The organism is Geodermatophilus sp. SYSU D00525, from assembly GCF_054050475.1.
In genome coordinates, this window is the sequence record NZ_JBJGZK010000006.1 from 148,121 (window position 1) to 162,171 (window position 14,051).

Annotated in this window: 15 protein-coding genes; 13 read left to right on the top strand and 2 right to left on the bottom strand. The window is 75.3% G+C overall.

Annotation, left to right across the window (positions count from 1 at the left end):
* Window positions 1–38 precede the first annotated feature (38 nt).
* The 11 genes from alaS (at window position 39) to nusB (ending at window position 11,226) form a co-directional block, all read left to right on the top strand.
* On the top strand, window positions 39–2,729 hold the full coding sequence (alaS, locus tag ACI796_RS07680; RefSeq protein WP_456940640.1) for an alanine--tRNA ligase: 2,691 nt from the start codon (window positions 39–41) through the stop codon (window positions 2,727–2,729).
* Between the two features lie 5 nt (window positions 2,730–2,734).
* Window positions 2,735–3,394, top strand: coding sequence for a Holliday junction resolvase RuvX (gene ruvX, locus ACI796_RS07685; protein WP_456940641.1), 660 nt, complete (start codon window positions 2,735–2,737; stop codon window positions 3,392–3,394).
* Complete coding sequence (mltG, locus tag ACI796_RS07690) at window positions 3,391–5,052, top strand: endolytic transglycosylase MltG (protein ID WP_456940642.1); 1,662 nt, start codon at window positions 3,391–3,393, stop codon at window positions 5,050–5,052. Before ruvX ends, mltG begins: the two co-directional genes overlap by 4 nt.
* A 7-nt stretch (window positions 5,053–5,059) precedes the next feature.
* Entirely contained in the window at window positions 5,060–5,872 is an 813-nt protein-coding gene (locus ACI796_RS07695) for a shikimate dehydrogenase (RefSeq protein ID WP_456940643.1), read from the top strand.
* A gap of 76 nt (window positions 5,873–5,948) precedes the next feature.
* Window positions 5,949–7,127, top strand: a complete 1,179-nt coding sequence (aroC, locus tag ACI796_RS07700; RefSeq protein ID WP_456940644.1) for a chorismate synthase — start codon at window positions 5,949–5,951, stop codon at window positions 7,125–7,127.
* Entirely contained in the window at window positions 7,124–7,657 is a 534-nt protein-coding gene (locus tag ACI796_RS07705) for a shikimate kinase (RefSeq protein ID WP_456940645.1), read from the top strand. Before aroC ends, ACI796_RS07705 begins: the two co-directional genes overlap by 4 nt.
* Window positions 7,654–8,709, top strand: a complete 1,056-nt coding sequence (gene aroB / locus ACI796_RS07710) for a 3-dehydroquinate synthase (RefSeq protein ID WP_456940646.1) — start codon at window positions 7,654–7,656, stop codon at window positions 8,707–8,709. The genes ACI796_RS07705 and aroB overlap by 4 nt, the downstream gene beginning before the upstream one ends.
* Window positions 8,706–9,140 (top strand): type II 3-dehydroquinate dehydratase, encoded by a 435-nt coding sequence (gene aroQ, locus ACI796_RS07715; RefSeq protein ID WP_456940647.1) that lies wholly within the window; start codon window positions 8,706–8,708, stop codon window positions 9,138–9,140. The genes aroB and aroQ overlap by 4 nt, the downstream gene beginning before the upstream one ends.
* A complete protein-coding gene (locus ACI796_RS07720) occupies window positions 9,137–10,240 on the top strand; it encodes a M24 family metallopeptidase (protein WP_456940648.1) in 1,104 nt (367 codons plus the stop codon). The genes aroQ and ACI796_RS07720 overlap by 4 nt, the downstream gene beginning before the upstream one ends.
* Window positions 10,241–10,801: an elongation factor P gene (efp, locus tag ACI796_RS07725; protein WP_456926769.1), complete on the top strand. Its 561-nt coding sequence runs from the start codon at window positions 10,241–10,243 to the stop codon at window positions 10,799–10,801.
* A 17-nt stretch (window positions 10,802–10,818) separates the two neighbouring features.
* On the top strand, window positions 10,819–11,226 hold the full coding sequence (gene nusB / locus ACI796_RS07730) for a transcription antitermination factor NusB (RefSeq protein ID WP_456940649.1): 408 nt from the start codon (window positions 10,819–10,821) through the stop codon (window positions 11,224–11,226).
* A gap of 55 nt (window positions 11,227–11,281) precedes the next feature.
* Here nusB and ACI796_RS07735 read toward each other — a convergent pair whose 3' ends face one another.
* Both ACI796_RS07735 and ACI796_RS07740 read right to left on the bottom strand, forming a co-directional pair.
* Window positions 11,282–11,674, bottom strand: a complete 393-nt coding sequence (locus ACI796_RS07735; protein WP_456940650.1) for a hypothetical protein — start codon at window positions 11,672–11,674, stop codon at window positions 11,282–11,284.
* 242 nt (window positions 11,675–11,916) lie between these two features.
* Complete coding sequence (locus tag ACI796_RS07740; protein ID WP_456940651.1) at window positions 11,917–12,759, bottom strand: glutaminyl-peptide cyclotransferase; 843 nt, start codon at window positions 12,757–12,759, stop codon at window positions 11,917–11,919.
* Between the two features lie 422 nt (window positions 12,760–13,181).
* On the opposite strand from ACI796_RS07740, the gene ACI796_RS07745 reads away from it, so the two are divergent.
* Complete coding sequence (locus ACI796_RS07745; RefSeq protein ID WP_456940652.1) at window positions 13,182–13,367, top strand: hypothetical protein; 186 nt, start codon at window positions 13,182–13,184, stop codon at window positions 13,365–13,367.
* Window positions 13,368–13,817: 450 nt separating this feature from the next.
* Window positions 13,818–14,015, top strand: a complete 198-nt coding sequence (locus ACI796_RS07750) for a hypothetical protein (RefSeq protein ID WP_456940653.1) — start codon at window positions 13,818–13,820, stop codon at window positions 14,013–14,015.
* Window positions 14,016–14,051: the final 36 nt, after the last annotated feature.

A 14,051-nucleotide genomic window follows, 5' to 3' on the forward strand; every position in this document is an offset into this window, starting at 1 on the left:
CCGCGGGGACCGCTCCCGCATCGAGGACCGAGTAGGACATGCAGACCGCCGAGATCCGCCGCCGCTTCCTGCAGCACTTCGAGCAGCGCGGGCACACCGTCGTCCCCAGCGCCTCGCTGGTGTCGCCGGACCCCTCCCTGCTGTTCACCGTCGCCGGCATGGTGCCGTTCATCCCGTACCTGACCGGCCGCGAGCCCGCGCCGTTCCCGCGGGCCACCAGCGTGCAGAAGTGCGTGCGCACCCTCGACATCGAGGAGGTGGGCAAGACCACCCGCCACGGCACGTTCTTCCAGATGAACGGCAACTTCTCCTTCGGGGACTACTTCAAGGAGGGGGCCATCCAGCACGCCTGGGACCTGGTCACCGGGCGGGTGGAGGACGGCGGGCTGGGCTTCGACCCCGACCGCATCTGGGTCACCGTCTACCTCGACGACGACGAGGCCGCCGACGCCTGGCACCGCATCGCCGGCCTGCCGAGGGACCGCATCCAGCGGCTGGGCAAGAAGGACAACTACTGGCACACCGGCGCCGACGGCCCCGGCGGGCCGTGCTCGGAGATCTACTTCGACCGCGGCCCGGAGTTCGGCCCCGACGGCGGCCCGCTGGTCGACACGGCCGGCGACCGGTTCCTGGAGATCTGGAACCTCGTCTTCATGCAGTACGAGCTCACCGACGTCCGGAGCAAGGAGGACTTCCGGATCGTCGGCGAGCTGCCGAAGAAGAACATCGACACCGGCATGGGCCTGGAGCGGGTGGCCTTCCTGCTGCAGGGCGTCGACAACCTGTACGAGATCGACGAGGTGGCGCCGGTGCTGCGCCGCGCCGCCGACCTCGCCGGGGTCACCTACGGCAAGGACCACGACGCCGACGTCCGGCTGCGCGTGGTCGCCGACCACGTCCGCAGCGGTCTGATGCTCATCGGCGACGGCGTCACCCCCGGCAACGAGGGCCGCGGCTACATCCTGCGCCGGCTGCTGCGCCGCGCCGTCCGCTCGATGCGGCTGCTCGGCGTCGACGCCGCCACGCTGCCCGAGCTGCTGCCGGTCTCCCGCGACGCGATGGGCGCGAGCTACCCCGAGCTGGTCACCGACTTCGACCGGATCAGCTCCGTGGCCTACGCCGAGGAGGAGGCGTTCCGGCGCACCCTCACCTCGGGCACCGCGCTGTTCGACACCGCCGTGGCGCAGGCCAAGGCGGCCGGGACGCCGTCGCTGTCGGGCGAGCAGGCGTTCTCCCTGCACGACACCTACGGCTTCCCGATCGACGTCACCCTCGAGATGGCTGCCGAGCAGGGCGTGACCGTCGACGAGGACGGCTTCCGCGCGCTCATGCAGCAGCAGCGCGACCGGGCCCGCGCCGACGCCCGCGCCAAGCGCACCGGCTCGGTCGACGTCCTGGCCTACCGCCGGCTGCTGGCCGACCACGGCCCCACCGACTGGCGCGCCTACTCGACCCTGCGCACCGACTCCCGCGTGCTCGGCCTGGTCGCCGACCTCGCCGCGGAGGAGGGGGCCCCGGCCGCGCCGGCCGGGCCGGGCGAGGTCACCCGCGTGGTCCTGGACCGGACGCCGTTCTACGCCGAGTCCGGCGGCCAGGTCGCCGACGCCGGCACCCTCACCTGGGACGGCGGCCGCGCCGAGGTGCTCGACGTGCAGCGGCCGGTCAAGGGCCTGGTCGTGCACCAGGTCCGGGTGCTCGAGGGCGAGCTGGCCGAGGGCGCGGAGCTCACCGCCGAGGTGGACCGCGAGTGGCGGCTGTCGGCCTGCCAGGCGCACTCGGGCACCCACGTGGTGCACGCCGCGCTGCGCCAGGTGCTCGGCCCGCAGGCACTCCAGTCGGGCTCCTACAACCGCCCCGGCTACCTGCGGCTGGACTTCGCCTGGCAGGGCGCGCTCACCCTGCAGCAGCGGCACGACATCGAGGACGTCGCCAACGCGGCCGTGCGCGCCGACCACCGGGTCACCGCGACCTACATGACGCTGCCCGAGGCCCAGGCCATCGGCGCGCTCGCGCTGTTCGGCGAGACCTACGGCGAGCAGGTGCGCGTCGTCGAGATCGGCGGCCCGTGGTCGCGCGAGCTCTGCGGTGGCACGCACGTCGCCGGCTCCGCGCAGATCGGCACGCTCGCGCTGACCGGCGAGTCGTCGGTCGGCTCGGGCTCGCGGCGCGTGGAGGCCGTCGTCGGCCTCGAGGGCTTCCGCTACCTGGCCCGCGAGCGCGACCTGGTGCGCCAGCTCGGCGAGCTGCTCAAGTCGCCCACCGACGGGCTGGTCGACCGGGTCGGCGGCATCCTGTCCCGGCTGCGCGACGTCGAGCGGGAGGTCGCCGACCTGCGCGCCCAGCAGACCCAGGCCGCGGCCGGTCAGCTGGCCGCGGGCGCCACGGACGTCGGCGGGGTCGCCGTCGTCACCGCGGCGCCGGCCGGCCTCTCCGGCGGTGACCTGCGCACCCTCGCCCTCGACGTCCGCGGGCGGCTCGGCGAGCGCCCCGGGGTCGTCTTGCTGGCCTCGGAGTCGGGGGGCAAGGTGGCTCTGGTCGCAGCACTGAACCCCGCCGCCCAGCAGCGCGGGCTGTCCGCCAGCGACGTGCTGCGTGCCGCGGCCGCCCCCGTCGGGGGCCGCGGTGGCGGCAAGCCCGACGTCGCCCAGGGCGGCGGCACGGACCCGGGCGGCATCCCCGCCGCCCTGCAGGCCGGCGAAGAGGCGGTCGCGACCGCCGCAGGGAGGTGAGCGGAGTGCCCGAGCAGCGCCCCGACGAGACCGGTCCGGTGGGGGAGCGGCGCGTGCAGGGCCGCCCGGCGGTGCCGCCGTCGCGTCCCCGGCAGGCCCCGCCGCAGGAGCCGGTGCACCACCGCACCGAGCAGATCGACCTGCGCGCCGGCTTCCCGCCGGTGCGCAACGAGACCACCGAGATCGACCTGTCGCAGGGGCTGCCCGCCGGGCTGCCGCTGCCGCCGCGCCGCACCCGCCAGGGCCGCCGGCTCGGGCTCGACGTCGGCACGGTGCGGATCGGCGTCGCGCTGTCGGACCCCACCGGCACCCTGGCCAGCCCGCTGGAGACCGTGGAGCGCCGCCGCGACGGCGGGGACCTCGACCGGATCGTCGCCCTCGTCGAGGAACACGAGGTGACAGAGGTGATCGTGGGGGAGCCGAGGCACCTGTCGGGTGCGTCGGGCGCCTCCGCGCGGGAGGCGCGTGCCTACTCTCGGTCACTCGCCGGGCGCATCGGCAGCGTGCCCGTGCACCTCGTCGACGAGAGGCTCTCCACCGTGACCGCAGCCAGTTCCCTGCGGGCGAACGGGCTCGACAGCCGCGCCCAGCGCCCCGTGATCGACCAGGCCGCCGCCGTGGTCATCCTCCAGGCGTACCTCGACGCCCAGCGGGGGCGCTCGTGACCGGTCCGGTCCCGCCGCACGGGCGGGGCCTCTCCGGCGTGCCCGACGTCCCGGCGCCTCCCGCGGGCGCCGGGCCGGCCGGTCCGGCGACGACGCGGCTGCCCCTCGGTCCCAGCCCGGTCTCGCCCGGCACCCCCACCCGCGCGGGCCTGCTGGACCACGGCGTCCGGCCGGTGACCGCCGGCCGGCACGCCGCTCCGGATGACGCCGGCGCGCCCGAGGACGACCGCACCGGCCCGCTGCCCGGCGACAGCCAGCCCGTGCCGCCGCTGCCCGGCGTCCCGCCGCGGCCGTCCGGCCCGTGGTCGAAGCTCGCCCGCCACACCGGGACCGCCGACCCCGACGACGCGCCCACCGTGGCCGCGGCCGCCGTCGGCCCGCACGACGAGCCCGCCGACGACGAGGACCCCACCGGCGGCCTCGAGGTCCTCGGCGCCGGCAGCGCCGACCCCGGACCCGGCCGCCGGCGCCGGCGCCGCTCCCGCGACGACGCCGAGGAGCACGGTTCCGCCGCCGTCTTCGGCGAGGAGCCCGACGACGGGCACCACGACCTGCACGACGCCGCCGACGACCACGGCGCCGCGGCCGCGCCCCGCCGGCGCTCCGGCCGCCGCCGCAGCCCGCTGGCCAACGTCCTCGCGCTGCTGGTCCTCGGCGCGCTCGTCGCCGGCATCGTGTTCGGCGGCAGGGCGCTGATCGGCCTGGTCAACCCCGAGGCCGAGGACTACACCGGCGCGGGCACCGGCAGCGTCGAGGTGCGCGTCGGCGAGGGCGACACCCTCAGCGACATCGCCGGCACCCTCGTCGAGGCCGACGTCATCGCCTCCTCCGAGCCGTTCGTCGAGGCCGCCGAGGCGAACGCGGCGGCGACGGGCATCCAGCCCGGCGTCTACGAGCTGCGGTCGCAGATGAGCGGCCAGGCCGCCCTCGACCTGCTGCTCGACCCGGCCGCCCGCCAGGTCTCGCGGGTCACCGTGCCCGAGGGCTCCACGCTCGCGGGCACGCTGCAGCGGATCTCGGAGACCACCGGCCTGCCGGTGGAGGAGCTGCAGGCCGCCGCGGCCGACCCGGCCGCGCTGGGCCTGCCGGCGTACGCGAACGGGCAGCTCGAGGGCTTCCTGTTCCCCGCGACCTACGACGTCGAGCCCGACGACACCGCCGTCGACGTGCTGCGCGCGATGGTCACCCGGTTCACCGACATGGCCACCGACGTGCAGCTGGAGCAGCGGGCCGCCGCGGCCGGGCGCTCGGTGTACGACGTCGTGGTCGTCGCGTCGATGATCGAGCGGGAGACCAAGGTCGACGACGAGCGGGTGAACGTGGCGCAGGTCGTCTACAACCGCCTGACCGACGGCATCCCGCTCGGGATCGACGCGACGCTGGCCTACGGGCTCGGCAAGAACGGCAACGACCTGACCGTCAGCGACCTGCAGACCGACAGCCCGTACAACACGCGGACCCGGGCCGGCCTCCCGCCGACGCCGATCGCGGCGCCGGGCGAGGCGAGCCTGGAGGCGGCGCTGGCGCCGACGACCGGGGACCTCCTGTACTACGTGCTGGAGTCCGCGGACGGGCGGCACTTCTTCACCGCCAGCTACGACGAGTTCCTGGCGGCCCGCCAGCGGTGCGCCGACGCCGGCCTCGGGTGTGGTGGCTGACCGGCCCGTGCCCGCACCGGCCCCGCCCGGCCGGGCGGCCGTCCTCGGCCGCCCGGTCGGGCACTCCCTCTCCCCGCTGCTGCACCGCGCCGCGTACGCCGCGCTCGGCCTGACCGGCTGGACCTACGACGCCCTCGACGTGGGCGCCGAGGACCTGCCCGACCTGGTCGCCGGCCTCGGCCCGGAGTGGCGCGGGTTCTCGGTGACCATGCCGTGCAAGCAGGCGGCGGTCGCCGTCGCCGACGCCGTGGAGCCGCTGCCCCGGCTGCTGGGTGCGGCGAACACCCTCGTGCACACCGGCGCCGGGTGGAGGGCGGAGAACACCGACGTCCACGGCGTCGGGATGGCGTTGCAGACCGCCGGCGTCGAGCGGGTCGCGCACGCGGCGATCGTCGGCGCGGGCGGGACGGCCGCGGCCGCCGCCGTCGCGTTGGCCGAGCTCGGCGCCGAGTCGGTGGACGTGCTGGTCCGCGACCCCTCCCGCGCCGCCGACGTCACCCGGGTGCTCGGGGTGCTCGGCGTCGAGGCCGTGGTCCGGCGGCTGGAGCCCGGCCCGGTCGAGGCGCCGGTCGTCGTCAGCACCGTGCCGATCGGCGCGCACCGCGACCTCGCCGGCCTCGGCTGGCGCGCCGGGCAGACCGTGCTGGACGTGCTGTACGCCCCCTGGCCCACGCCGGTGGCCGCCGCGGCCGACCGGGCCGGCGCCACGGTGGTGAGCGGCATCGAGGTGCTGTTCTGGCAGGCCACGGTGCAGGTGGAGCTGATGACCGGGGTGCCCGCGCCGCTGGGGCCCATGCGCGCCGCGCTGGACGCCCGCTGACCCCGCCGGTCCCGTCCGGGCCGCTCTCGTCGGACGGACCGCTGGGCCGAGGACCCCGACTGGCAGAATCGGCCGCATGTTGCGCTGGCTGACCGCCGGTGAGTCGCACGGCCAGCAGCTCACCGCCATCCTCGAGGGCCTGCCCGCCGGCGTGCAGGTGCAGACCTCCGACCTCGACGTCGACCTGGCCCGCCGCCGGCTCGGCCACGGCCGCGGCGCCCGGATGTCCTTCGAGCAGGACGCCGTCACCCTGACCGGCGGCGTCCGGCACGGCGTGACCATGGGCGGGCCCATCGCCGTCCAGGTGGGCAACACCGAGTGGCCCAAGTGGACGACGGTCATGGCGTCCGACCCGGTCGACCCCGAGGTGCTCGCCGGGCAGGCCCGCAACGCGCCGCTCACCCGGCCGCGCCCGGGCCACGCCGACCTCGCCGGCATGCAGAAGTACGGCTTCGACGACGCCCGCCCGGTGCTCGAGCGGGCCAGCGCCCGCGAGACCGCCGCCCGCGTCGCGCTCGGCGCCGTCGCCCGGGCGTTCCTGCGCCAGGTGCTCGACGTCGAGGTGGTCAGCCACGTCGTCGCCATCGGGCCGGTCACCGTGCCCGACGGCATCGTCCCCGGCCCGCAGGACAACCCGCGCATCGACGACGACCCGGTCCGCTGCGCCGACCCGGCCACGAGCGCCGTCATGGTCGCCGAGGTCGACGACGCCCGGAAGAACGGCGACACCCTCGGCGGCGTCATCGAGGTCGTCGTGCACGGCCTGCCGCCGGGCCTGGGCAGCCACGTGCACTGGGACCGGCGCCTGGACTCCCGCCTGGCCGGCGCGCTCATGGGCGTGCAGTCGGTGAAGGCGGTCGAGGTCGGCGACGGCCTGGAGACCGCGCGCCGCCGCGGCTCGGTCGCCCACGACGAGATCGTCAGCGAGGACGGCCGGATGCGGCGGGTCACCGACCGCGCCGGCGGCATCGAGGGCGGCATGACCAACGGCGAGGTGCTGCGCGTCCGCGCCGCCATGAAGCCGATCTCCACCGTGCCGCGGGCGCTGGCCACCGTCGACGTCGCCACCGGTGACGCCGCCGTCGCGATCAACCAGCGCAGCGACGCCATCGCCGTCCCCCGCGGGGCGGTCGTCATGGAGGCGATGGTGGCGCTGGTGCTCGCCGACGCCGTCCTGGAGAAGTTCGGCGGCGACTCGGTGACCGAGACCCGCCGCAACGTGCAGGGCTACCTCGACGCGCTCCCGTTCCGGTGACGGGTCCGCTCCTCGTCCTGGTCGGGCCGCCGGCGTCGGGCAAGACCACCGTCGGGACGGAGGTGGCGACCGCGCTGGGCCTGCCGTTCCGGGACACCGACGCCGACGTCGAGGCCACCACCGGCACCAGCGTCGCCGACCTGTTCGTCACGCACGGCGAGCAGCACTTCCGCGACCTCGAGGAGCAGGCGGTCGCCCGGGCGCTGGCCGAGCACGACGGCGTCCTCGCGCTCGGTGGCGGCGCGGTGCTCAGCGCGGCCACCCGGGCGCTGCTGGTCGCGCACGGCCGGGCGGGCGGCACCATCGTCCACCTCGACGTCGACCTGCCCTCGGCGGCCAGGCGGGCCGGGCTGTCCCGGGACCGCCCGCTGCTGGCCGTCAACCCCCGGGCGATGCTGCGGACCCTGCTCGAGCAGCGCGCCCCCCTCTACGCGGAGGTCGCCACCGTGGTCGTGCCCACCGGGGGCCGCACCCCCGAGGACGTGGTCGCCGACGTGCTCGCCGCGCTGCCTGCGGGGGCCGGGCGATGAGGCGCGTGACGGTCGCGGGGGAGAAGCCCTACGACGTCGTCATCGGCGCCGGGGCGCAGGTCGAGCTCGGGCTGCTGCTCGCCGGGACGCCGAAGGCCGCCGTCGTGCACAGCCCGCCGCTGGCCGCGCTCGCCGGCGCCGCCGTCGAGACGCTGCAGACCGCCGGCGTGGCCGCCGAGGCCGTCGTCGTCCCCGACGGCGAGGCCGCCAAGACCGCCGCGGTCGCCGCGGCCGCCTGGGAGGAGTTCGGCCGGCTCGGGCTGACCCGCTCGGACGCCGTCGTCGGGGTCGGCGGGGGAGCGGTCACCGACCTCGCCGGGTTCCTCGCCGCCACCTGGACCCGCGGCGTCCGCGTCGTGCACCTGCCCACCAGCGTGCTCGGCATGGTCGACGCCGCGGTGGGCGGCAAGACCGGCATCAACACCGGCGCCGGCAAGAACCTGGTCGGGGCGTTCCACCCGCCGGCCGGGGTGCTCGCCGACACCGACGTGCTCGCCGGGCTGCCGGAGGCGGAGTTCCGCGCCGGGATGGCCGAGGTGGTCAAGTGCGGCTTCATCGCCGACGGCGCCATCCTCGACCTGCTCGCCGCCGACCCGACCGGCCGCCGCGACACGGAGGAGCTCGTCGAGCGGGCGGTGCGGGTCAAGGCCGACGCCGTCGGGCAGGACCTGTTCGACACCGGCGTCCGCGAGTTCCTCAACTACGGGCACACCCTCGGCCACGCGATCGAGCGGGTCGAGGACTTCCGCTGGCGGCACGGCGAGGCGGTCGCCGTCGGGCTGGTCTTCGCCGCCGAGCTCGGCGTCCGGGCCGGGACGCTGACCCGCGCCGAGGCCGACCGGCACCGCGAGCTGGTGGCGGCGATGGGCCTGCCGACCGCCTACCGGGGCGACTGGGCGGCGCTGCAGGCGGTGATGCGCGTGGACAAGAAGGCCCGCGGCGCGACGCTGCGGTTCGTCGTCCTCGACGGCATCGGGAACCCGACGATCCTGACCGACCCCGAGCAGGCGTGGCTGGACGCGGCGTGGGCCGCGGTATCGGAGGCACAGTGACGATCCAGGTCCTCAACGGGGCCAACCTCGGCCGGCTCGGCACCCGCGAGCCCCAGGTGTACGGCACGACGACGTACGCCGAGCTCGTGGCGATGGTCGAGGAGGCCGCCGCCGGGCTCGGGCTCGCCGTGCGGGTGCGCCAGACCGACTCCGAGGCCGAGCTGCTCGGCTGGGTCCACGAGGCGACCGACGCCGGCGACCCGGTCGTCATCAACCCCGGCGGCTGGTCGCACACCTCGGTGGTGCTGCACGACGCGCTGGCCGCGGTGACCGCGCCGGTCGTGGAGGTGCACGTCTCGAACATCCACCGGCGCGAGGAGTTCCGGCACCACTCCTACGTCTCCCGCGTCGCCGACGGCGTCATCGCCGGGCTCGGCGTCCAGGGCTACGAGCTGGCGCTGCGGTACCTGGCGGCGAAGGGGGTCTCGTGAGCAGGGCGGCCGAACGGCGGGAGCGGCTGCGGGCGACCGCGGCGGAGCGGGGGCTGGACGCCGTCCTGGTGACCACCCTGCTCAACGTCCGCTACCTGACCGGGTTCACCGGCTCCAACGGCGCGCTGCTGCTGCGCACCGACGGGGCCGACCTGTTCGGCACCGACGGCCGGTACACCACCCAGGCCGGCACCCAGGTGCCCGACGTCGAGCTGCTGGTCGACCGCAGCACGGTCCCCGCGCTGGCGCAGGAGGCGGTCCGCCGGGGTGCGGGCCGGATCGGCTACGAGAGCCACCACGTCACCGTCGACGGGCTGGCCCAGCTCGAGCGGGTGCTCGCCGACGCCGCGGCCGGCGGGACGGTGCCCGGGCTGGTGTCGGTCCGCCGCGCGGTCGAGGAGCTGCGCGCGGTCAAGGACGACGACGAGATCGAGGCGCTGCGCCGCGCCTGCGCGGTCGCCGACCAGGCGCTGGCCGAGCTGGCCGCCGAGGGCGCGCTGCGGCCCGGGCGCACGGAGCTGGAGGTCGGCCGGGAGCTCGACGCCCGCATGCTGGCGCTCGGCGCCGAGGCGCCGTCGTTCGAGACGATCGTGGCCACCGGCGCGAACTCCGCGATCCCGCACCACCGGCCCGACCGCACGGTCCTGGCCGGCGGCGACCTCCTCAAGCTCGACTTCGGCGCGACCGTCGACGGCTACCACTCCGACATGACCCGCACGCTGGTGCTCGGGCACGCCGCCGACTGGCAGCGGGAGGTCTACGCGCTGGTGGCCGAGGCGCAGGCGGCCGGGCGGGCGGCGCTGGCCGTCGGGGCCGACGTCGTCGCCGTCGACGCGGCCTCGCGGGACGTCATCGCCGCGGCCGGGCACGCCGAGCACTTCACCCACGGCCTCGGGCACGGGGTGGGCCTGGAGATCCACGAGGCGCCGGGCATCGGCCCGCTGGGCGCGGGTAGTCTGGCCGCCGGCATGGCCGTCACCGTGGAGCCGGGGGTCTACCTCCCCGGCCACGGCGGTGTCCGGATCGAGGACACGCTCGTCGTCACGGCGGACGCGCCCGAGTTGTTGACCCTCACGAGCAAGGAACTGCTGGTCCTCTAGATGGCTACCACCAACGACCTCAAGAACGGCATGGTCCTCAACCTCGACGGCCAGCTGTGGTCCGTCACCGAGTTCCAGCACGTCAAGCCCGGCAAGGGCGGCGCGTTCGTGCGGACGACGCTGAAGAACGTGCTCTCGGGCAAGGTCGTCGACCGGACCTTCAACGCCGGCACCAAGGTCGAGACGGCCACCGTGGACAAGCGGAACATGACCTACCTGTACCGCGAGGGCAACGACTTCGTCTTCATGGACGGGGACACCTTCGAGCAGATCTACGTCCCGTCCGAGACCGTCGGCGGCGGCGCGGACTACCTGCTCGACAACACCGAGGTCGTCGTCGCGGTGCACGAGGGCACGCCGCTCTACGTCGAGCTGCCGGTGACCATGGAGCTCGTCGTCCAGCACACGGACCCGGGCCTGCAGGGCGACCGCTCCACCGGCGGCACCAAGCCCGCCACCCTCGAGACCGGCGCGCAGATCAACGTGCCGCTGTTCGTCAACACCGGCGACAAGCTCAAGGTCGACACCCGCGACGGCCGGTACCTCGGCCGCGCCAACTGACACACCGGCTCCGAGCCATGGCTGCCCGCACCAAGGCGCGCAAGCGCGCCGTCGACGTCCTCTACGAGGCGGACCTGCGGGGCACCGACCCGGTGGAGCTGCTCCGTGAGCGGATCGCCGACCCGTCGCCGCCCGTCCCCGACCACGCCGTCCGGCTGGTCGAGGGCGTGGCGGCGCACCAGGCGCGCATCGACGAGCTGATCGGGGCCCACGCCCGCGGCTGGTCGCTCGAGCGGCTGCCCGACGTCGACCGCGCGATCCTGCGGATGGCGGTGTTCGAGCTGCTCTGGGCCGACGACGTGCCCGACGCCGTCGTCATCGACGAGGCCGTGGAGCTGGCCCGGACGCTGTCGACCGACGACTCGCCCGCCTACGTCAACGGCGTCCTCGGCGCCATCCTCGACGCCGAGGTCCCCACCGGCTGAGCCGGCCGGCCGGTCGCCCCGGCGGTGGGCCGGGGTCGCCGCCGGCGGTCGGACCTCAGCCGCGGGTGACCGTGAACGCCACCCGGCCGTCCGCGACCTCCGTGCAGGTCAGCTGCAGCCCGCCCACCGGGGTCGTCCGCCCCACCGTGCAGGAGACGTCCCGGTCCTCGACCCGGAGGGTCGCCCGGTCGCCGTCGGTCCCGGTGAGCCCGATCGTCGTCCCGAGCACGTGGGCCCGGGCGCCGCTCCCTCCCAGCGTCACCGAGCAGGAGTCCCCGGAGCACGACACCAGGCTCACGGACCCGGAGCCATCCCCCACGGCGGCGCTGACGCCGATCGAGCTCAGCCACCCGGACAGCGGACCGGCAGGACCAGCGGAGCTGCTCCAGGAGAACGAGCCGCACACCAGGAGCAGCGCCGAGAGCAGGACGGGGAACCGACTCTCCACGGGTACCTCCGGACGGTCGTGGGGTGGTCGTCGGGACGCCGCCGGCGGGCGACGCACCCCTCGTCGCGCCATCCCAGCACGTCGCGGCGGCGCAGGGTGCGGTCCCCGGACCGGTCCCGTGGTCCCTGACCGCACCTCGGTGGTGCCGACCGGCTGCGTCCGTGGTGCCCGCCCGCTGGTGCGGGACGGCCGGGGACGACACGGTGCCCGGGACCGGGGCGAGTCCGCACCGGCGGACCGGACTACTCCACGAACCGCACGCGGAACGAGACGGGCCACAGCTTGCCGGTGAGCAGGTACTCGTCGTCGCCCAGGGCGGCGATGCCGTTGAGGACCGCGTTGGCGTCCGCGCGCTGCTCCTGGTCGAGCAGGCCGGCGGCGTCGACCAGCGCGGTCACCCGCCCGCTCACCGGGTCGATGCGGACGAGGGCGTCGGACTGCCACACGTTCGCCCAGACCTGTCCGTCGACGCACTCCAGCTCGTTGAGCTGGGTCACCGGCTCGTCGTCGAAGGTGACGGCGACCGAGCCGGTCTCGGCGAAGGTGACGGGGTCGTGGAAGCGCAGCTGGTCCGTGCCGTCGCTGCGCACGAGGCGGGTCCCGTCGAAGCACAGCCCCCAGCCCTCGCCCTCCAGCGGCACCTCCTGCCGGAGGGTGAGCGTGGCCCGGTCCCACTCGAGCACCACACCGTCTTGCCAGGTCAGCTGCCAGATGCGGTCGTCCACCACCGTGATGCCCTCGCCGAACAGCCGGCCGGGGAGCGGCGCGGACCGCCGCACCTCGCCGGTCGCGGGGTCGACCTCGCGCAGCTGGGACCGGCCCGCGAGCCCGGTGCCCTCGTAGAGGGCGCCGTCGTGCACCTCGAACCCCTGGGTGAAGGCCGACGGGTCGTGCGGCACCTCGGCCAGCACCTCCGGCCGCAGCACCGGCACCGGCTGGTCCGGATCAGTGTCCGCGGCGTTCCGGGCCCGCGCCGACTCCCCGTAGACGGAGACCTCCGTGCTGTCGCGTGACGCGCAGGCGGACAGGAGCGCGACGGCGAGGACGACGGAGCCGAGTGCTCGACGGCGGGCGCCACGGTTCATCAAACGGTCACAATCCGTTCGGGACGGTCGATCGGGTCACCGGGTCACCGGGTCGCCGGGGCACGCCGATCGACCGGCGCCTCCCACCCGGCGACCCGGGACGAACCGGGGCCGCAGACACTACGACCCGACCGGTGGGTCCGACAGTGATGACACCTGCTGATCCGTGCCGGTTCTCCGCTCTAGGTGTCGCATCGAGCGGGCACCGTGGTGGACGGACCCGGGGCCGGGATCCGGCTGAGCCGAGATAGGTGGTGGCCACCGATGTCGCCCTCCACGGCGGGGCCCGAGACTCTCGCGTGCCGATCCCGGACCGCGGCCGGGCTCGGCAGTCCACGGGGCGATCGGGGAGGTCCGGCGGCGACGCCGCAGTCCTGATCCCGGCAGGCCTCATCCCCAGTACCGCATCCTGAGGAGATCCCATGTTCGAGGACCAGACCGTCGAGCTGCTGCCCGAGCGCACCACCATGCAGTTCTTCGCGGCACAGAACTTCAACACCGCCGTCGCCGCGGCCGTGAACGCCGGCAACGTCAACGTGGGCGGCAACCAGGCGAACATCGCGGCTGCCCTCTCGCTCGCGGGCAGCAACGTCTTCATCGGTGACTGACGCCTGAGCCACCTGCCGATGGAGTGATGCGAGGCCCGGCTGCGTGCCCGGCCGGGGAGGGGCGGTCGTTCGCGGCCGCCCCTCTTCCCGTTGTCGGCGCTCGGTGTACGGAGGCCGGCGTCTCCTCCACGGGAGGACCCACATGGCCCTCGCAGCGATCCGTGCCCTCGCAGCGATCCGTGCGCCTCCGCGCTCGGTGCCGTGGTCGCCACCTACGTGTACCGCCTTCGCGGATCGGTGGTGGCGACGACCGGCGTCAATGGCGGGACCGGAGCAGATAGGTGCCGGACGCTGATGCCGCCGGTCCGGCGGCGGCCCGAGACTTCCACGCGCCGACTCCGGACCGCGGCTGGACTCGGCAGTCCACGGGGCGAGCAGGAGGGTCCGACGGCACCGCTGCGGTCCTGCTCCTGGCGGACTCCAACCAGTATCGATCCTGAAGGAGACACCATGTCCGAGGACCTGAAGCTCTTCGCCGACGAGCAGGTCGAGCTGCTGCCCGAGCGCACCACCATGCAGTTCTTCGCGCAGAACGGCAACACCGCGACCGCGGTGGCCGCCAACGTGCTGAACCTGAACGTCGGTGGCAACCAGCTCAACGCCGCCGTCGCCGCGGCTGCAGCGGGCAGCAACGTCTTCATCGGCTGACGCCTGAGCCTCTTGCCGATGGGGTGATGCGAGGCC